Below are 21,009 nucleotides of genomic sequence, written 5' to 3'. Positions count from 1 at the left end.
ATTTCTACTTTTTAATTTGTAAAGGTAATAAGCTTTCTTCGGTAAACAGTGAGCATTTTAGATTTGGAAATAAAACCATAATACATCCCATCTTTAATAACAGGTAAATTCCAAGCACCACTATCCTGAAACTTTTTCATTACATCAGCCATCTTATCCTTTCCTAGAAAAATTAGTTGAGGAGGGTCCTGCATAATGTCTTGGGCTAGTACTTCATTATAAAGTGATTGATCAAACATTATAGGTCTTAAATCATCTAGTAAAATTATCCCAACAAGAGCTTGGGTTTTCTCATTTACAACTGGATAAATATTTCTGTTAGATTTAATTATGGCTTGTTGTACAATAGTCCCTAAATCCATACTTGGAAAAACAGGTATAAAATTTTTCTCAATCACCGATTCCATATCCATCAGAGTCAATACGGACTGGTCCTTATTGTGAGTTATTAACTCTCCTCTTCTTCCTAACTCCATAGTATACACTGAATGTGGATGAACCTTCTTGGTAATTGCAAATGAAATAGCCGCAGTAATCATTAGCGGTATAAAAAGTTCATAACCGCCCGTTACTTCTGCAATCAAAAAAATAGCTGTAAGAGGGGCATGAAGTACTCCTGCCATAAGCCCAGCCATACCTACTAAAGCAAAATTACTTTCAGAAACCGACTGTTGAAATAAAGAAAACTGATTCAGAAATTTTGCAACCACATAGCCCATTATACTCCCCATAAAAAGGGTTGGTGCAAAAATACCTCCGACACCTCCAGCACCAAAAGTTAAACTACTGGCTACAATTTTAAACAGAACCAACCCAGCCAATAAAACTAGTACAACCCAGGTTTTAGATGGATCCAAGCTAAAGATATTGTTTTCTAATGCCTTTTCAGGATTTCCCTGAATTATACTATTAATTACATCAAACCCTTCACCATATAATGGTGGTATAAAATAAACCAATACTCCGAGTCCTACTCCTCCTATCAACAATCGTTTTATAGGCGATTCAATTTTATCAAAAAAACTTTGAATCCGATCGTATACCTCTGTAAAATAAATAGAGACAATACCAGCAACTAGGCCCAAAATCATAAACAATGGCACATCTTTAATGGTAAAATTATCTTCAATCCTAAAAGGTAGTAGTATATCATTTCCAAAAAAGAAATAGGATGTAATAATAGCAGATAATGATGCCAAAAGCAAAGGAAGTAAGGACGCTAATGTTAAATCCAGACTAAATACCTCGATAGCAAAAACAATAGCCGCAACCGGTGCTTTAAAAATAGAAGAAAGTGCTCCGGCAGCAGCACATCCAATAAGTAAAGTTCGGGTGGTTTGATTCATATGAAACAAGCGAGCAATATTAGAGCTCACCGCTGCACCAGTAGATACAGTAGGCCCTTCAAGTCCAACTGATCCTCCAAATCCTACTGTTATAGGCGCTGTAAGTATAGAACCTATCATTTGATATTGCTTCATAATTCCCTTCCGTTTGGCAATAGCGTATAATGTGGAAGGAATTCCATGACTCACTTTATTACGCAAGACATACTTCATAATAAAGTATACAAACCATAACCCTATGATAGGAAATACAAAATAAAAAGCATGATGGTAATATCGCACTAAATTTCCTTCAAGTAAATGCTGAAAGAAATGCGTTAAGTTTTTTAGAAAAACAGCGCCTAGCCCGGACGTAAAACCAACCAAAACACTAAGCATATACAAAAACTGCTTTTGCGGTATATGTTTGGCTCTCCAAATCAGAAAGCGGCTAAGTAATGATTTTTTATGTGGCATATTGCAAGTTAAAAAAATCCCGAATGTCTTCGGGATTTTTTTATTAAGCTTTCATATTCAATTGTATGTGTAATTCCTCTAACTGTTCTTTATCAATTGCAGCAGGAGCATCAATCATAACATCCCTTCCACTATTATTTTTAGGGAAAGCGATAAAATCTCTGATGGTTTCTTGTCCTCCAAGTATTGCAACTAGTCTATCAAACCCAAAGGCTAATCCACCATGTGGTGGTGCACCATATTGAAAAGCATTCATTAAGAACCCAAATTGAGCCTCAGCTTGTTCCTCTGTAAAGCCAAGTAAAGAGAACATATTACTTTGCAACTCTTTATCATGAATACGTATCGATCCTCCACCAATTTCATTCCCATTAAGAACCATATCATATGCATTTGCTCTTACTGCACCTGGATCAGTTTTTAACAACTCAATATCTTCAGGCTTAGGGGAGGTAAACGGGTGATGCATTGCATGGTATCGAGCATTTTCTTCATCCCACTCTAATAATGGAAAATCGACAACCCATAAGGGAGCGAATTCATCAGGCTTTCTTAATCCAAGACGTTCCGCCATTTCCATTCGCAATGCACTTAATTGGTTACGCACCTTATTTTTAGTACCTGAAAGCACACAAATTAAGTCTCCAGGTTTAGCACCAGTAGCCGTCGCCCATTTGGCTAAATCCTCTTGATCATAAAATTTATCAACGGAGGACTTAAGTGTCCCATCAGAATTATATTTTACATACACCATTCCTAAAGCACCTATCTGAGGTCTCTTAACCCAATCAATTAAGGCATCTATTTCCTTACGTGTATACTCTGCAGCACCTGGAACAGCAATTCCAACTACCAATTCAGCACTGTTAAATACTGGAAAATCTTTATGTTGACTCACTTCATTTAATTCTCCAAACTCCATTCCAAAACGAATATCTGGCTTGTCATTCCCATAGCGCCTCATTGCATCTTCATATGTCATCCGAGGAAATTCAGCTACCTCCACTCCTTTTAATGTTTTTAAAAGATGCCTAGTAAGTCCCTCAAAAGTGTTTAAAATATCTTCTTGCTCTACAAAGGCCATTTCACAATCAATCTGAGTAAATTCAGGTTGACGATCAGCCCGTAAATCCTCATCCCTAAAACACTTCACAATTTGGAAGTATTTATCCATACCACCTACCATCAATAACTGCTTAAAGGTTTGAGGGGACTGCGGTAAGGCATAAAACTGCCCTTCATTCATACGAGACGGCACCACAAAATCACGTGCCCCTTCTGGAGTTGATTTAATTAAATAAGGTGTTTCAACTTCAATAAACCCATCCCTCGATAAATAATTACGAACCTCCATCCCTACTTGATGTCTAAACATCAAACTATTTCGTACTGGGTTACGACGAATATCAAGGTAACGATACTTCATCCGAATATCCTCTCCTCCATCGGTGTCATCCTCAATTGTAAATGGAGGCACCATGGAGGTATTAAGAACCGTAAGCTCTGAAACCAAAATTTCTATGTCACCCGTGGCTATATTATTGTTTTTAGATTCTCGTTCTATAACCGTACCAATAACTTGAACTACATACTCACGACCAAGGTCCTTCGCCTGAGAAAAAACAGCTTGAGAACTACGTTGTTCATCAAAAATCAATTGAGTAATTCCATAGCGATCTCGTAGGTCAACCCATACCATAAATCCTTTATCTCTCGTTTTTTGTACCCATCCAGCCAGTGTTACAACCTGGCCTGCATTTGCTGCGCGTAACTCACCACAAGTATGTGTTCTATACATGATTCTAAATCGTTTATTGAAGTGCAAATTTAGAAAGATATCTACAACTAGTGACACCGATATAGCGATAATCGAAGTAGAATACCAAAAAAATATCAAATCTTTACTATATACCCTATGATACTATGGCCAATGTTAAATTTTTAATCAAAACAAGATTATAAATAACTGAATACATGTTTATTACATTTTCAATGTTAATTTAATGTTACCTAAAAGTTTACTAAGTGTAAATAAATCGTATATTTGTTATACAGATGAATTAAATGTTGTACCTTAAACCTATACTGCTATGAAAAATTCAATAATTTCACTAACCTTTATTTTCGCCTTTGTTATTGCCGTTACTGCTCAACAAAAACCTGTTCTTGAAAAAGAAGGAACTCTTATAAAAGCTACTTATTATTTTGAAAATGGTACCGTTCAGCAACAAGGTTTTTATAAAGATGGCAAACCGCATGGAGAATGGATTGCTTATAACAATCAAGGTAAAAAAATAGCACTTGGACAATACAATGCAGGTGTAAAAGTTGGTAAGTGGTTTTTTTGGAACCAAGATATTTTAAGTGAAGTTGATTACAATGATAGCCGTATTGCTGCTGTTAATCAGTGGAAAAACTCTCAACCTTTAGTAAGCAATAATCAATAAAAAATACTTTAAAAAAAACCCGAAGTCATGACTTCGGGTTTTTTTATGGTTAATTCTTAGGTAACATTTCTGGCATTGGAATTTCTTCCTCATATGCAGGTGATTCTGTTTCATCACCGAAAACATCACCAAACCTATTCACAAACTTATTAGATAGGTAAAAAAGCACTGGCACTACAATTAAGGTTAAGAACGTAGCAAAAATTAGCCCAAATATTACTGTCCACGCTAGGGGTCCCCAGAAAATAACATTATCTCCCCCAAAGTAAATTTTTGGATCAAATGATCCGAACAATGAGAAGAAGTCTATGTTAAAACCTATAGCCAGAGGAATAAGGCCTAAAACAGTTGTTATGGCGGTAAGCAATACTGGTCTTAGACGGGCCTTTCCTCCTTGTACAATTGCCTCATTTACATATTTGTTAGCAATCTTTGCAGAAAGTGGTATTCCCATAGCCTCTTTTTTACGATCAATTAGTAACTGAGTATAATCAAGTAACACAACACCATTATTTACTACAATACCCGCTAAGGAAATTATCCCCATCATTGTCATCATAATTACAAATGGCCAACCAGTTAGAATAAGTCCAAGAAAAACCCCAATAAAACTTAAGAATACCGCAACCATTATTATACTAGGTTTAATAATGGAATTAAACTGAAACACTAACACAAAGAAGATTAATCCTAGTCCAGTCATCAAAGCCCCCATTAAAAATGACATTTGTTTATTTTGCTCTTCGATCTGTCCCGTGAAATCAAATTTAATGTCATTTGGGGCATCAAATGTCCGCATTTCAGCTTCAATTTGCTTCACAATGGCAGCGGCATCCGTATACCCTGGAGATAAAGCAGAATATACCACAACCACCCTATTAAGATCCCTATGCTTAATTGCACTGTATGAAGAGGTATTTTTATGTGAGGCCACTGCAGAAACTGGAATTTCCTTTAATTTTCCTGTGGCTTGATCTCTAAAAGTTATGTTCTGATTAAATAATGCACTAGGATTGTATCTGTTATCTTCATTAAATCGAACGTACACATCATAATCATCACCCCCTTCTTTGAATGTACCTGCCTTTTCGCCAAAAATAGAACGACGCAACTGATTACCAACTTGTCCTGCAGAAACTCCTAACTCTCCTGCCTTAGCTCTGTCGATAGTTACTTCCATTCCTGGTTTATCCTTATTTACGTCAATCTTAAGTTCATCTATACCTGGAATGTTTTTACCATTAATAAAATCACGCATTCGCTCGGCAGTAACGATTAACTCCGTATAATCTTTACCAGTAATTTCAATATTAATTGGGTATCCTACTGGAGGGCCTACTGCATCTTTCTCTACAGAAATAGCTACACCTGGGTAGATATCCTTAAGAGCCTGCTGCACTTTTGCACGCATTTCTTCGGAATCCTCTCCTCTTCGAAATTTATACTCCCTCATAGTAGCAGTAATTTTTCCACGATGAGGCATCTCAGCAGAGGAACCCCCATCAGTAAATGGATTCCCTGCACCTTCTCCTACCTGAGAAACAGCTGATTCTACCATGAAATTATAGGAGCCATCAAGATACTGATCATCATTTAATACCGCGTACACCCTTTTTTCTATATCCTTTGTAATAAGATTTGTTTTTTCTATATCGGTCCCTTGAGGATATTCAATATAAACAATAATCTGGTTAGGCTTATTATCTGGAAAAAAGTTTACTTCGGTACGTCCTTTTTCTATAGAAGCGCCAAAGGCCATCATAGCAACCACTAACAATAAAACAGTTCCTCCTACTAATAAATAAGGTACTTTCCCCTTAAGGGCAAAACGTAGTGATCGCTCATAAGCCTCTTCCATCCTTACTAATAACCCGTTTTGAAAACGAACTGCCATTTTCTTCAATACGTACTTATATACCCAAAACATCACAGCCGTCACTAACATAAGACTTCCCAGTCCACTCATTTCACCACCAAATATCAAAACAAAAACACCCACTACACCTAAAATGACAGATAAGCGTATTAATTGTTTTTTAGTAAGTTCCTTATCACCAACTTCCATAAATTGAGAAACCATCATGGAATTAATAAAAATAGCTACAAAAAGTGAAGACCCTAATACCACAGAAAGTGTAATTGGAAAAAATATCATGAATTCTCCCATCACCCCTGGCCACATTCCCAGTGGCACAAATGCTGCGACTGTTGTTAACGTAGATATAATAATAGGATAGGCAATTTCACCAATTCCTTTTTTGGCCGCCTCAATACGACTCATCCCTTCCTTATCCATGAGTCTATATACATTTTCTACAACCACAATACCATTATCAACGAGCATACCTAGTCCCATGATAAGACCAAAGAGAATCATTGTATTAAGTGTATATCCAAGTGCATTAAGAATCATAAATGACATAAACATAGACATGGGAATAGCAAACCCTACGAACAATGCATTTCTAAAGCCAAGGAAAAACATTAATACTGTAACCACCAAAATAATTCCAAATATGATATTATTCACCAAATCATCTACTTGGTTGATCGTCTTGGCTGATTGGTCATTAGCTATTGTCACTGATAAATTACCTGGAAAAACATCTGTTTTTGCTTTTTCAACAATAGCATTTATCTTTTCCGCGGCTTCAACCATATTTTTCCCGGCTCTCTTTTTCACATCCAACATCACTACTCCCTGTCCTAACTCACGAGCGTAGGTGGTTTTATCCTTATCCTTAAATGTAACTTGAGCCAAATCCTTAAGGTAAACAGCTCCATCTTGGGATTTAACCACAAAATTTTCTAAATCAGTGGGTTTTGTTATTTCTCCTAAAATACGGATGGTACGTCTTTGACCACTAGCAATCATATTACCAGCGGACATAGTTACATTTCCACCTCTTATCGCATTAATAATATCATCAAAACTCACTTTGGCAGCCATCATTTTATAAATGTCAACTGCAACCTCGACTTCTTTTTCCTGAGCACCTCGAATATCGGCTTGCTTAATTTCAGGTAGCGCTTCTATCTCGTCTTCCAAATATTCCGCAAATTCTTTAAGCTTATATACGGGATAATCACCCGAAATATTGATATTAAGAATCGGAAACTCTTCCGAAAAATTTAAGTCAAATACATTTGGCTCAACTTTAGCGTCATTGAAAGTAGGCCAATCTTCACTTGCTTTTTCACCGTCCACTTCATCTTTTACCTTTTGTTTTGCTGCATCCACAGAAATGTTCTCATCGAATTCAACGATAATAATCCCGTAATCTTCTTGAGAGGTAGAGGTAACCTCCACCACATTGCTTACGTTTTTTAATCGATCTTCTAACGGGTCTACTATGAGACGCTCTATATCCTCTGCGGTATTGCCAGGAAAAGGTGTACTTATATATATTTTAGTTTCTTTTACTTCTGGAAAGCTTTCTCTTGGCATATTAAAATATGCAGAAAGTCCAACCACGAAGAATAACCCCATCATCACATAGATGGTATTTTTATTATCAATAGCCCATGAGGCGAGCTTGAATTCTTTATTGGTCTTACTACTCATTATTTCTTAGTTTAAAACCGATACTTTTTGTCCTTCTTTAACAGTACGAGCACCTTCATATATAATGGCATCACCTACCTTTATTCCATTAACTACCTCAATGAAATCACCTTGAGCCTTACCTGTCTCAATAATCACTCTTGTAGCTAATGCATACACATTTTCACCGTTATCCTTAGCCAAATACACATATTGTTCACCATCCGCATTCTCAGATATAACACTTAATGGAATAAGCATTGCATTTGGATTACTGTAATCTTTAATTTTCACTTTAGCTGTAAGATTTGGCTTAATAAGCCCTTCTTTATTTGACAACAGAACCTCAATTTTAAAGGAACGGTTATTTGGATTAATGTAATTTCCTACTTGATTAATAGTCGTAACTAGAGTCTCAGGCAATGTAGGGATATCAACCAAAGCTTCAGTTCCTTTGCGGACATTAGCTATATAACTCTCTGGAACATCGGCCTCTAAATACATATTACGTAAATTAACAAGTCGCATAATAGCCATGCCAGGTGCTACCACATTACCACGTTCTATTATAATGTCATCTATTGTACCTGAAAATGGAGCCGTAAGTGTCGTTTTAGCCAATTGTTGTTGAAGCTGCACTACAGCCTTTTGTTGCCCTTCAAAATTTGATTTTGCTTGTAAATATTGCATTTCAGAGCCTATCTTTTGTGACCAAAGTTTTGCTTGGCGCTCATAAGTAGTTTTTGATAAATCTGCTTGAATTTGTAATTGAGCTAACTGTTGGCTTAATCCTCCATCATCTATCTTAGCTAGTAATTGCCCCTGACGGACTTGTTGCCCTTTAGTAACATAAATTTGCTGTAACACCCCTCCATATTCTGCATTTAACAAAATGTTTTCCTTAGTTTGAACAGTTGCCTGTAACTCTAAGTAATGATTAAAAAGCGTATCCTTCACTTTAAAGGTGGTAATAAGTGCTAATTTATGGACGGTATCAAGTTCAGCAATTGCTTTATCGATAGAAGCAATATCATTTAATAATACATCTGAGTCTGATACTAATTCAGCTCTTTTAAATCGTAATTCTTCCAAATTGCCATTTTCGATAATATCGGAAACTGATTTCTTCTTATCACTTCCACATGCCATTAAAAGCAATGAAAGGACTAATAAGCTATATTGTTTTTTCATGATGAATGGTTGTTTAGTTATTAATGATTGCATTAAGTTCTTCCTTTTTAAGAAGCACCTCAACAATGGATTGAAGGTATTCCTGCTGAGCTGCATAAAGTTGGGTTTGTGCCTGTCTTAAATCAAAACTACTGGCCAATCCTTCGGAATATTTAATCTGATTTTTATATTCAATTCTTTCTGCCAATTCTAGGTTTTTCTTTAACGTTTGGTACTGTTCTATTGAAAACTGGTAATCACTTTTGGCAGCTTGAAATTGTAATTGAATTTTTTGCTCCGCTTCAGTCAAATCGGTTTTAGCTTTTTCAAATTCAATTTTAGCTCGTTGAGTACGGGCAGTCCTTCCAAGCGAACTAAAAATCGGAACATTCATACTTAAACCAAATAAAGAAGTACCAAACCATTTTTGATCCCTATCAAAAAATGTAAATTCATTACTATACCCTTGATAGCCCCCATTAAGAAACGCATTTAATGTAGGTAAAGCTTTGGTTTTTTCGTATTTAAGGAGCAACTCTTGAGAGCGTTTATTGTTCTCAGCAATTTTATAGTCAATATTTTCTTCTATAATCAACTCACTTTCTAATAAATCCGAATTGGCATTTATAAGTACTAAGTTGTTTAGATTATCTTTAAGTGCAACCTTTTCATCCAATGGCAGCCCTAAAGTAATATTGAACATTTTTATAGAAAGCGTGTGAAGTCGCCGAGTATTATTAAGTGAATTGGAAATATTAGCCAATGTTATTTGCAATTGTTCTACATTCTCTTCTTCTGCAAAACCATTTTCAACTATTTTCTGAGTTTCAGAAACATTGCGTTCTAAAATTGCCTTATTACCTTCCAATACAGCAATTGTTTCTTCTGCTAGCAACACGTTTGCATATGCATTAACTACCAATTTTCTAACCTCTAAATCTGTTTTAATCTTAGCATTCTTTGAAATTTCAAGAAAAACCTTAGCCGATTGTAATCCGACTAAATAGGACCCATCGAAAAGTAATTGGTTAAGAGTGGCCGTTGCGGATGCACTTTGCTTAGTACCGAATACAACTTCCGCAAACTCACCAGGATTTCCACCGAAAAATTCTGCAGGAATTAGTGAAACTTGCTGTTTTAAAAAATGATTATAATCTGCATTTAAGCTAATTTGTGGTAGCCCCATAGATGTAGTCTCCCATTTCTGTTTTTTAGCCGCCTCAACATCGAGTTCTGCATTTTTAGCTGACCGATTGTTTTCCAAGGCATAAGTCACAGCCTCTTCTAGCGAAAAACTATACTGCTGCTGCGCCATAGAACTTATAGAGACACCAATAAATAGTGTCATAATCAAGCGTTTTTTCATACTGGTTTATTGATTGATGTATTTATTATGATTCTCGTTCTTTTAATATATCCTCCAAAATTTTAACTCCCTTGCTTGTAGCAATAGCCCGTACATGATACTCTAAAAAGGAGGTCATAAGTACAGGCATGTGATATTGTTGAGGTGAAAAAATATCACTGTTTTTTAATTCCATCATTCCGTTGAAATAAAATCGTGTTGCCAATGAAATATCAACATCTTCTCTATATATCCCCTGCTGAATACCCCTTCTGATATTATCCCCTATACATTGTTCAATGATAAAAAACTGTTCTTGTCTAACCGCATTATAAATCTTAGGATAATATTTCATAAGTTGAAATTGAGGTGAACTCTTCTCATCCTTCAAGGTATGTTGGACTAAGGAAATCACTTTAAATAACTCACTAATAGGATTGATCCCTTCCTGTCTGAGCAAATCTATGTTGCAGTTAATATTGCTCATCACAAAAGTAACCGTCTCCTTAACTAATGCTGTTTTATTACTAAAATGCTGATATAAAGTTTTTTTTGACACACCCATTTCCGATGCAATATCATCCATGGTTACACTTTTGAAACCATGACTTAGAAATTTATCAGCCGCATATTGTAAAATTTTTTCTTTCACTTGTTAAAATTCAATATTTACCTAAAAATTAAATCATTAAAGCACTAGACATTTTTTGTTTCGTTGCAATGAGAGCATTGATTTGTTCTATTGCCTTACAATTCTTTTAAATTTATGCAAGTGCAAATGTACAACAGGAAACTTTAAACACAAAAATAGTTTCCAAAGTTTTTACAATAATTTAACGCACATGGTCACTTTCCATTTCCTTAGAATTATGGTATTTTAGCCAAAAAAAATAATGGCTCATTTAGAAGACTACCAAAATGCATTTTTGATGCATCTTTCTAGCAAAATTTCTCAAAAAGAACCTCGGAATTTATACGAGCCTATTGAATACATTCTGCAATTGGGTGGAAAACGACTCCGTCCAATACTAAGTCTCATGAGCGCGGATATTTTTGGAGGACAATCAGAAAAAGCCCTTGATGCAGCCTTGGCTATTGAAGTTTTTCATAATTTCTCTCTGGTACATGACGATATAATGGATGGAGCTCCATTACGTAGAGGGAAACCTACCGTACATGAAAAATGGGATATAAATACAGGAATCCTATCTGGAGATGCCATGCTTATTATGGCTTACCAATTGCTTGAATCCTATGAAGCTGATACTTTCGCGCAATTGTCTAAACTATTTAGTAAAACTGCTATTGAGGTCTGTGAAGGACAGCAATACGATGTAGATTTCGAGTCTCGTACAGATGTAACCATTGCTGAATACCTTCAAATGATAAAATACAAAACCGCAGTCCTGGTAGCAGCTGCTCTGAAAATGGGAGCTATTATAGCCGGTACCTCCAAAAAAAATCAAGAAGCAATTTATAACTTCGGTCTTAATCTAGGTATTGCGTTCCAAATTCAAGATGATTATTTAGATGCCTTTGGCAACCCTGAAACTTTTGGAAAACAAATAGGTGGGGACATAATTGAAAATAAAAAAACCCTCCTCTACCTTAAAGCCTGTGAGCTTCTTGAAGAAGCAGATAGACAACAGCTAATACATTTATTTGATATTCACCCTAATGATGCTTCAGAGAAAATCACCCGAGTTAAAGAGCTTTTCCAAACAAGTGGCGCGGCAGATTTCGCAAGGACTGAAATTTCACGCTATACAACAATCGCGTTTGAAGTATTAGATACTTTATCCATTGCAGATAGCCAAAAAAACATTCTTCGTGACTTTGGAACTAGCCTCATGAATCGTTCCGTTTAATTAACCGTGTAACGAAGCCCAAAAAACCCCCTAATCCCTTGATTTGGAGCAAATACATATCCAGGGTCAAAGGTAAGCGCATATGGGTTATCTGATGTTGGTATCGCCTTTCCTTCGTTATCAAAAAGCACTTGCTTATCAAATGGATCATGAGCCCTTGCAATCAAAAAAGGATTCCCTTTATTTGGGGTCCAGTTGAGTAAATTCTTAACTCCAGCATATACTTCAATTTTTGGAATCCCTTTCCAGGTGAATTGTACATTTTGTATGCTCCAAACCGGAGAATTAGCACGTCTTGGATCTAAGTCTCCCAAAAGAGGTAAACGCATCGGGCCATATAAATTTCCTGTATAATCAACACTAAGTTTCCAGGGTTGAATTGTATACGTCAAAGCCCAAGTCCCAGAAAATTGCTCTGTAAGAATTTGCTTAGATTTTACACCATTCCTTGTACTACTCACATCCTGAATTGTCCCACCTAAAGTACCCTTTAACCCAAAAGGTAACATCACATCTAGATTGGAGCTGATTCCTTTTGAAATAGCATGTCCATCCAAGTTAGCATATATAATTTTATTAGGATGTACATCATAATCTGGCAGAATTACATTGGTAAAATACGTAATCCATGCGGAAGAATCCCAAGTGGCAACAAAACCATTTTTTGAATATATTTTCTTTAAGAAATTGACATTTAAATTATAGGACTTTTCTGGATGCAACTCCTCAGCCAACACTACTTCTCTAGATCCTGTTAATGCCGCATGCTCCTCAGTAAATAGATTTACAACTCTAAATCCTGTACCAGCATTTATCCTTAAAACGGTTTCTTGATCAGGTTTCCAACGATAGGCCAATCGAGGTGTATAAATAAAACCATGTCTTGAATCATAATCCAACCTATTACCAATTAAAATAGTTTGAGAATTAGAAAGTGTAATTTCATCTTGCAAGAAAAGCCCCGGAAGCCATACCTTATCTGCCGAAAGAAAAGTTGCTGGAGTATTGTCATTGTAATATTGATAACGCAAAGCCAGTCCCATTAAAAGATCGTGTTTTTCCCAATTGGCATCCAAAGTAAGTTGTCCAAATCCAATTTGTTGCTTTGCAAGATACTTAACATCTCCATAGACAGAGTTTTGGTCATGATTGGTATAGGAAAAACTGAATAGCCACTTGCCCTTAACAGGTAATTGATAATTGCCCAGTAATTCATATCTTGCTGTATATATACTTTCCCCATAAATTTCACTACCTCCTCTATACTTCTTTTTCCATTGCATTTCTCCTCCCCATCGGTCTTCATAAAAAACACGTGCTGCTAGGTTCATCAACCTATTTTTGTGTCGAACAAAACTCCATTTATTAAATAAGGACACTCGTTTTTGGAGCGTCACATCAGTAAAATTATCTTGATTGTTATCAATTGGAATGTTGTAATAATACGTATTTATACCTAGTAAACCTCTTGCTTTATCACCAAGAGAATAGCTAGTCCCCACATCTACATTTAATTCTCCCCAGGAAGTTTGATTAAGGTCTGCAAAAAAAGTGGGTGCATGATCTGGATGACGTGTAATAATATTAATAAGTCCGCCCACAGCTTCACTACCATACAAAGAAGAAGCTGGTCCTTTCACAATTTCTACCTGTTCAATCAAAGAATTTGGAATGCCAGAAAGCCCATATACTGTTGACAAACCACTTACTATAGGCATACCATCAATAAGTACCATTGTATAAGGTCCTTCTAATCCATTGATATGAATATCACCAGTATTACACACATTACAATTCAATTGAGGCCTAACACCGTTAACCAATTGCAAGGACTCAAAAATATTAGGCACTGGGTTTTTCTTTAAAAAAACAGGACTATATACTTCCACGGGAACGGCACTCTCCATTCGACTTACTGCTTTCATTGTACCTGAGACTACCACTTCATCTAACATTGTATCTTCCTCCAATATAATGGAATATGACTCTGCATTTTTACCAACAGTAATTTTCAACCTTTCAGTTTTGTATCCAGTAAAAGAAACTTGAAGAATATAGTTTCCATAGGGCACATCCAAAATCTCAAAAAACCCATCCTCATCTGTAATGGCCCCCATAGTAGTACCTAAAATATATACATTGGCAAAAGGCAATCGATCCTCATTGGAAACCACATATCCTATCACTTTACCTTTTTGGGCAAAAGCCATTCCTCCTATAAGTCCAATTAATAGACAGATATATTTCATTTTTTTGAATGTATTAAATTTATTTTTAGACAAAGCTAAAAATTTGTTTTTACAAATAAAAATGTATTTTTGCACTTATGAAAACAATGACACTATCTGAAGAAAATTATTTAAAGGCGATATTTCATCTTGCTAAAGACAAAAATGATGGAGTTCCAACGAATTCTATTGCAGAAGAAATGGACACCAAGGCTTCCTCTGTAACGGATATGTTAAAGAAACTTTCAGAAAAAGAATTGGTTAATTATAAAAAATACCAAGGAGTTCAACTGACTGAGAAAGGAAGGCTTCATGCTCTTAAAGTGATCCGAAAACATCGTCTTTGGGAAGTATTCTTAGTTGAAAAACTTAACTTTTCATGGGATGAAGTACATGAGGTAGCAGAACAACTAGAACATATCCAATCTGAAAAATTAGTAGCCGAACTTGATGCTTTGCTTGGCTTTCCAAAAGTTGATCCTCATGGTGATCCAATACCTGACAAAAACGGACATCTACAAACCACAGCAAAAGTATTACTAAGTAATCTTCAAGTTGGAGATAAAGGTATCTGCGTAGGTGTCAAAAATTCATCTAAAGAATTCTTGCAATACCTTGACAAATTATCAATTGCCTTAGGAAACGAAATTGAGGTACTTTCAAAAGAACCTTTTGACCATTCCATTCAAATACTACTACACGGACAATCGATTAACCTTTCTGCCATGGCAGCCGGTAACCTCTATATTAAAAAAAACTAATCCATGTTTGACTCAATCATATCATTCTTCGAAAAAGTAGATCCCGTAATTGGTGCTTTAATTGCCACTACTTTCACCTGGCTGGTAACAGCATTAGGAGCTTCTTTAGTATTCTTCTTTAAAACCATGAAGCGAAGTGTACTTGACGGTATGCTTGGATTCACTGGAGGAGTAATGGTGGCGGCAAGTTTCTGGAGTCTATTAGCTCCCGCCATTGCAATGAGTGATGGAGAAGGGTTCACTAAAGTTATCCCTGCTGCTGTAGGGTTTGGTCTTGGTGCGCTTTTCTTATTTGCCTTAGACAAATACCTCCCCCATCTACATATCAACTTCAAACAAAGCGAAACGGAAGGAGTTGAAACCAATTGGCACCGTACTACTCTTTTAGTTTTGGCCATCACCCTACACAACATACCTGAGGGACTTGCGGTTGGAGTACTTTTCGGAGGTGTAGCTGCCGGAATCCCCGAAGCTTCTATTGCTGGGGCCGTAATTTTAGCAATCGGAATTGGAATTCAAAATTTTCCAGAAGGAGTAGCAGTTTCCATGCCATTAAGACGTCAGGGTGTTAGCAGAAAAAAAAGCTTTTTCTATGGACAGTTATCCGCAATTGTGGAACCCATTGCTGGGGTAATTGGAGCTTTGGCTGTAACTTTTTTTACTCCGATACTCCCATATGCTCTTGCATTTGCAGCAGGAGCTATGATATTTGTTGTAGTCGAAGAAGTTATCCCTGAAACTCAATTAGACAAGTATACAGATATCGCCACATTAGGATTTATAGGTGGATTTCTTGTCATGATGACCCTGGATGTTGCATTAGGTTAAGAAGCTTGCTCCGTTTTGCTTTTATTCCTAAGTTTAGGAATTCTTAAAAAAACACTATCATGCGTTATAAAAGTCTTATTGCCCTATTGTTTATCAGCATGTTGAAGCTTTCCGCACAACATACTGCACCTGCATTTTCTTATTTAGATGTTTATGAATTAGAATATGCTTCTGATCCACAAATAGCTCCTTACGGAGACTATATTGTTTACAGAAGAATGGGATTTGACATTCTTAAGGATCAATCTATTGGCAATTTATGGCTACTGAAGACAGATGGAAGTATACATCAGAAACTTACAAATCGCGAAGTATCTGAATCCTCACCAATTTGGTCCCCAAAAGGAGATCGTATCGCATTTATTAGCCCTACAGATCAAGGTTCTGAAATTTATCTCTATTGGGTAGATAGTGGCAAATTAGCTAGAATATCACGACTGGAAGGCAGCCCTTCTTCTATAACTTGGTCTCCGGACGGAACAAAGCTTGCATTTACTATGAAAATAGCACAGGCTCCTCCAGTTATTGCAAAAATGCCAGCAAAACCAAAAGGAGCGCAATGGGCAGATGTTCCCCGAATTACGGATAGGCTTAAACATGAGGCTGATGGTTCTGGCTATATTACACCAGGATATACACATATTTTTACACTACCTGCGGATGGCGGGTCACCTAGGCAGCTCACTTCTGGAGATTTCAATCATGGTGGTAACCTATCTTGGAGCTCTGATGGGAATTATATATATTTTTCTGCTAATAGAAGCAAAGATTGGGAATACGATTATATAAACAGTGAAGTATATCGAGTACACACCAACTCAGGACAAATTGAAACCTTAACTTCTCAGAAGGGACCTGACTACAACCCTCAGATTGCACCCAATGGTAAAATAGTAGCTTATTTAAGCTATGAAGATAAAGTACAGGCTCATCAGATTGCTCATTTACATTTCATGAATCCCGATGGAACTAACTCCCGAGCCATAAGTGTAAATTTCGACCGTGAAATGAGCAACCTAATTTGGGATCCAAAAAGTACAGGCCTTTACTTCTCCTATGATGAATTTGGCAACACAAAAATAGGTCATATCACTATAGATGGAAAAATTACCAAATTAGCAGATAATATTGGAGGTACATCTATTGGAAGACCCTACCCTTCCGGCTCTTTTAGTGTATCTCAAAATGGAATGATTGTTTTTACTCATACTACTCCTAGCAGGCCAGCCGATATTGCTGTAATTTCTGGAAAAAATTCAGAACCAAAGTTACTGACTCAACTTAATGAGGACCTTCTTGCCTACCGCACACTTGGAAAGGTTGAAGAAATGTGGTACACTTCTTCTGTCGACGGGCGAAAACTACAGGGATGGATAGTATATCCTCCAAATTATGATGCCACAAAAAAATACCCAATGATGGTTGAAAATCACGGAGGACCTATTCTAAATTATGGAGATCGTTTTTCAGCCGAAATGCAACTTTATGCAACTGGAGGGTATATTGTTTTCTACCCTAATCCTAGAGGTAGCACAAGCTATGGAGAAGCTTTTGCCAATTTGTTATATAACAATTATCCCGGAGAGGATTACAATGATGTAATGGATGGTGTTGATCAGCTCATTAAAAAAGGTATTGCTCATGAAGATGCCTTGTATGTAACAGGTGGAAGTGCAGGTGGAATAATGACAGCTTGGATTATAGGAAAAAACAACCGATTTGAAGCAGCCGTAGTTGCAAAACCAGTTATTAATTGGATTAGTAAAACCTTAGTGGCAGACAACTATTATGGTTACGCCAATTACCGTATGCCAGGTCAGCCTTGGGAAAATGTTGAAGGATACTGGAACTTTTCTCCCATCTCTTTAGTAGCAAACATGGAAACCCCCGCAATGATTATTGTCGGAATGGATGACCTTAGAACACCTCCAAGCGAAGCTAAGCAATTATATCACGCGCTTAAACTTCGTAAAAAAGAAACGGTATTGGTAGAAATTCCTGGAGCTTCACATGATATCGCTCGTAGACCTAGCAACATGATTACACAAGTGTCACATACGTTGGCCTGGTTTGATAAATATCGTATAACAGAAAAATAACAATTCAACTATGATACAACTCACACAAACAGCCGGTGCTTTATTTGGGGTACTGGCTGTTGTATTGGGTGCTTTTGGCGCTCATGCTTTAAAGAAGGTTTTCACCCCAGAACTTCAACAAAGTTTTGAAACAGGGGTTCGATATCAAATGTATCATGCCCTTTTACTTATTTTAATAAGCATTACTCTTTCCTTCGAAACTTCAATAGAAAAAACAGTAGCTTATTTAATTATAATAGGTACTCTACTATTTTCATTCAGTATTTACGGGTTATGTCTAAGTAGCGCGTTTGGAAAGAAATGGAAATGGCTAGGACCAATAACTCCGTTAGGAGGCTTATTACTGACGTTAGGATGGACATTATTGGCCTTTACTTTTATTAGCAACTAGGATTAACTACAACCACAATTAGTTCCTGAATTACTATTGCACCCTTTTTTAGTTCTTTTAGGAAAAATATATTTGCGTAGCAGGAACCCTAGTGCCCCCGCTACGGTTAAATACATTGCTATTTCTTGAAATAATTCCATTTCTATTTTAATAATTGATATGCGATAAGAGCTACTACATATGCAAATCCACTCATAGCTACCAATTGTATCATTGGCCATTTCCAGCTATTTGTTTCACGTCTCACCACTGCTAATGTACTCATACATTGCATGGCAAATGCATAAAATAATAGTAATGAAATACCCGCTGGAAAATCAAATACTTTAGATCCATCAGCCTCATGTATCTCTGTCGCCATTCTACTCTTTATAGTTTGTTCGTCTTCACTTCCCACATTATAAATGGTTGCCAAGCTTCCCACAAATACTTCCCTAGCTGCAAAGGAGCACACTATTGCAATTCCAATTTTCCAATCGTAACCCAATGGTTGAATAACTGGCTCGATACCTTGTCCAACAATACCAATGTATGAATTTTGCAATTTAAATGAAGCAATTCGTGTTTCTAATTCTTCCTCTGAAAGATGAGAAGTCTCTTGACTCTCCATTACAATTTCCTCTGCATTATGAAATTTATCACTTGGTCCATTGGATGCCAAAAACCAAAGCACAATAGAAATTGCAAGAATGATCTTCCCGGCGCCAAATACAAAGCTTTTGGTTTTTTCAACCACTGTTATTGTAACATTTTTAAACAACGGAACCTTATAGTTTGGCATTTCAACTACGAAAAAACTTCGCTTATTAATTCGTAATATTTTATTAAGAATGGCTGCAGAAATTATAGCCATACCAAATCCAAGAAGATATAATGCCATTAAGGTCATAGCCTGATAACTCAACCCCATAAATCGACCTTCAGGAATTACCAAGGCAATAATAATCAAATAAACTGGAAGTCTTGCAGAGCAGGTAGTAAACGGTGTTACTAATATAGTTATAAGTCGTTCTTTCCAATTCTCTATATTACGAGTTGCCATTACAGCTGGGATAGCACAGGCAGTACCAGAAATAAGCGGCACAACACTCTTACCACTAAGCCCGAATCGGCGCATCGTTCTATCCATAAGAAAAACGACACGACTCATATAGCCACTCTCCTCAAGAATTGAAATGAATAGAAAAAGAAAAGCGATTTGAGGAATAAAAATAACGATACCTCCTATGCCTGGAATAACCCCTTCGGCTATAAGGTTTGTAAATGAACCTGCAGGCAACACCTCTCTTGCCCATTCACTCAAGGATGCAAATGTGGCATCAATAAAATCCATTGGAACACTACTCCAGTCATAGATGGCCTGGAAAATAAGTAGTAAAATCAAAAAGAAAACAACATAGCCCCAAACCTTATGGGTTAAGATTCTATCAAAGGTGCTACGAAGACCTTTGGCTGCATTAAGATCTACTTTGTGAGCCTCCTTGAGCACACCATTAATGAACTGGTAGCGAATTATGGTTTCTTTTTGTTGTAACCGTTTAAGCTCAGATTTCGATTTAGTAGAAAAATCTGATGCGTCTTTTACTAGCTTCCTATCTAAATTTACAAAATTTACATCCTGGGTAATTACCAGCCACAACTTGTAAAGAACCTGTTGAGGAAAAGCCTTTCGCAATCCATCGAAGTACTCCTTATCAATAACGGAAGCATTAACACATGGCTCTGTAGAAATATTTTTGTAGTCCAGAATAAGTTCTTTTAGGCTATCTATTCCTGTTTTTTTTCGAGTACTTACAAGGGCAATTTTTGTTTTTAACTTTTCTTCCAATAAAGGAATATCAATCGAAATCCCTTTGCGTTCCATTCGGTCTGCCATGTTAATGCAAAGAATTGTTGGTATTCCCAAATCTTTAATTTGAGTAAAAAGAAGTAGGTTTCTTTTTAAATTCTCAACATCAGCAACCAATATGGCTACATCCGGATAATCTTTATCGTTCTTATTGAGTAAGAGCTCAATAACTACATTTTCATCTAATGAATTAGCATTCAAACTATAGGTGCCTGGAAGGTCTAGAATATGAGCCTTAACACCACGAGGTAATTTACACAGTCCTTCTTTCTTCTCAACTGTAATACCTGGATAATTTCCTACTTTTTGATTTAGACCTGTTAATTGATTAAACACAGAGGTTTTCCCTGTATTTGGATTCCCAATGAGTGCTACATTTATTTGTTTACTCATAGCGAATGGTTTACCTCAAGTTTATCTATTTCAATAAGAATAGCAGTTTCTTTACGTATGGCTAGAAAAGATCCATTTATGTTTAAATACATTGGATCGTGAAAAGGTGCTAGTTGTATCACTTCTACCTCATTTCCTGGGAGGCACCCCATCTCAAATAATTTCATCGGAATGACATCTGCTGAAATGTCTTTGATAATTCCTTTTTCACCACGTTTTAAATCGGCTACAGTCACTACGTCTTATTTAGATTGATTTTAAAGAAGCAAAAGTAACATATTTTC

General features: G+C 36.5%; 15 protein-coding genes. 6 read left to right on the top strand and 9 right to left on the bottom strand.

Annotated elements, in window-relative coordinates; genetic code table 11:
• Positions 1 to 11: 11 nt before the first annotated feature.
• Positions 12 to 1,802, bottom strand: a complete 1,791-nt coding sequence (locus tag PT603_RS12010; RefSeq protein ID WP_040488482.1) for a chloride channel protein — start codon at positions 1,800 to 1,802, stop codon at positions 12 to 14.
• Positions 1,803 to 1,845: 43 nt separating this feature from the next.
• Entirely contained in the window at positions 1,846 to 3,600 is a 1,755-nt protein-coding gene (gene aspS, locus PT603_RS12005) for an aspartate--tRNA ligase (RefSeq protein WP_008236126.1), read from the bottom strand.
• Positions 3,601 to 3,892: 292 nt separating this feature from the next.
• Between aspS and PT603_RS12000 the strand changes: the two genes are divergently transcribed.
• Entirely contained in the window at positions 3,893 to 4,249 is a 357-nt protein-coding gene (locus PT603_RS12000; RefSeq protein WP_008236127.1) for a toxin-antitoxin system YwqK family antitoxin, read from the top strand.
• A gap of 49 nt (positions 4,250 to 4,298) precedes the next feature.
• Here PT603_RS12000 and PT603_RS11995 read toward each other — a convergent pair whose 3' ends face one another.
• From PT603_RS11995 to PT603_RS11980, 4 genes are read right to left on the bottom strand one after another with little or no spacing between them, the layout of a single operon-like run.
• Positions 4,299 to 7,814, bottom strand: coding sequence for an efflux RND transporter permease subunit (locus tag PT603_RS11995; RefSeq protein ID WP_008236128.1), 3,516 nt, complete (start codon positions 7,812 to 7,814; stop codon positions 4,299 to 4,301).
• 6 nt (positions 7,815 to 7,820) lie between these two features.
• Entirely contained in the window at positions 7,821 to 8,984 is a 1,164-nt protein-coding gene (locus tag PT603_RS11990; protein WP_040488522.1) for an efflux RND transporter periplasmic adaptor subunit, read from the bottom strand.
• A gap of 13 nt (positions 8,985 to 8,997) precedes the next feature.
• Complete coding sequence (locus PT603_RS11985; RefSeq protein ID WP_008236130.1) at positions 8,998 to 10,311, bottom strand: TolC family protein; 1,314 nt, start codon at positions 10,309 to 10,311, stop codon at positions 8,998 to 9,000.
• A gap of 43 nt (positions 10,312 to 10,354) precedes the next feature.
• Entirely contained in the window at positions 10,355 to 10,960 is a 606-nt protein-coding gene (locus PT603_RS11980; RefSeq protein WP_008236131.1) for a TetR/AcrR family transcriptional regulator, read from the bottom strand.
• A gap of 241 nt (positions 10,961 to 11,201) precedes the next feature.
• Here PT603_RS11980 and PT603_RS11975 point away from each other — a divergent pair, with 241 nt between their 5' ends.
• Entirely contained in the window at positions 11,202 to 12,176 is a 975-nt protein-coding gene (locus PT603_RS11975; RefSeq protein ID WP_008236132.1) for a polyprenyl synthetase family protein, read from the top strand.
• Here the strand turns inward: PT603_RS11975 and PT603_RS11970 are convergent.
• A complete protein-coding gene (locus PT603_RS11970; RefSeq protein WP_008236137.1) occupies positions 12,173 to 14,425 on the bottom strand; it encodes a TonB-dependent receptor in 2,253 nt (750 codons plus the stop codon). The two genes, PT603_RS11975 and PT603_RS11970, sit on opposite strands and share 4 nt — an antisense overlap.
• Before the next feature lie 86 nt (positions 14,426 to 14,511).
• On the opposite strand from PT603_RS11970, the gene PT603_RS11965 reads away from it, so the two are divergent.
• Genes PT603_RS11965 through PT603_RS11950 form a run of 4 tightly spaced genes read left to right on the top strand, consistent with a single transcriptional unit; the run spans position 14,512 to position 18,483 of the window.
• Positions 14,512 to 15,165, top strand: coding sequence for a metal-dependent transcriptional regulator (locus PT603_RS11965; protein WP_040488523.1), 654 nt, complete (start codon positions 14,512 to 14,514; stop codon positions 15,163 to 15,165).
• Positions 15,166 to 15,168: 3 nt separating this feature from the next.
• Positions 15,169 to 15,993 carry a ZIP family metal transporter gene (locus PT603_RS11960; RefSeq protein ID WP_008236141.1) on the top strand — a complete coding sequence of 275 codons (825 nt, stop codon included), beginning with the start codon at positions 15,169 to 15,171 and terminating at the stop codon, positions 15,991 to 15,993.
• 59 nt (positions 15,994 to 16,052) lie between these two features.
• Positions 16,053 to 18,092 carry a S9 family peptidase gene (locus PT603_RS11955; RefSeq protein ID WP_008236142.1) on the top strand — a complete coding sequence of 680 codons (2,040 nt, stop codon included), beginning with the start codon at positions 16,053 to 16,055 and terminating at the stop codon, positions 18,090 to 18,092.
• 10 nt (positions 18,093 to 18,102) lie between these two features.
• Positions 18,103 to 18,483: a DUF423 domain-containing protein gene (locus PT603_RS11950; protein WP_008236144.1), complete on the top strand. Its 381-nt coding sequence runs from the start codon at positions 18,103 to 18,105 to the stop codon at positions 18,481 to 18,483.
• A 142-nt stretch (positions 18,484 to 18,625) separates the two neighbouring features.
• Here the strand turns inward: PT603_RS11950 and feoB are convergent, their stop codons facing one another.
• Both feoB and PT603_RS11940 read right to left on the bottom strand, forming a co-directional pair.
• Positions 18,626 to 20,725 (bottom strand): ferrous iron transport protein B, encoded by a 2,100-nt coding sequence (gene feoB / locus PT603_RS11945; protein ID WP_008236146.1) that lies wholly within the window; start codon positions 20,723 to 20,725, stop codon positions 18,626 to 18,628.
• On the bottom strand, positions 20,722 to 20,961 hold the full coding sequence (locus PT603_RS11940) for a FeoA family protein (RefSeq protein ID WP_008236149.1): 240 nt from the start codon (positions 20,959 to 20,961) through the stop codon (positions 20,722 to 20,724). Before PT603_RS11940 ends, feoB begins: the two co-directional genes overlap by 4 nt.
• Positions 20,962 to 21,009 lie beyond the last annotated feature (48 nt).

Origin of the sequence: Imtechella halotolerans, from assembly GCF_028743515.2 — a bacterium.
GTDB lineage: Bacteria > Bacteroidota > Bacteroidia > Flavobacteriales > Flavobacteriaceae > Imtechella > Imtechella halotolerans.
This window is presented reverse-complemented; position numbering and strand designations above follow the sequence as displayed.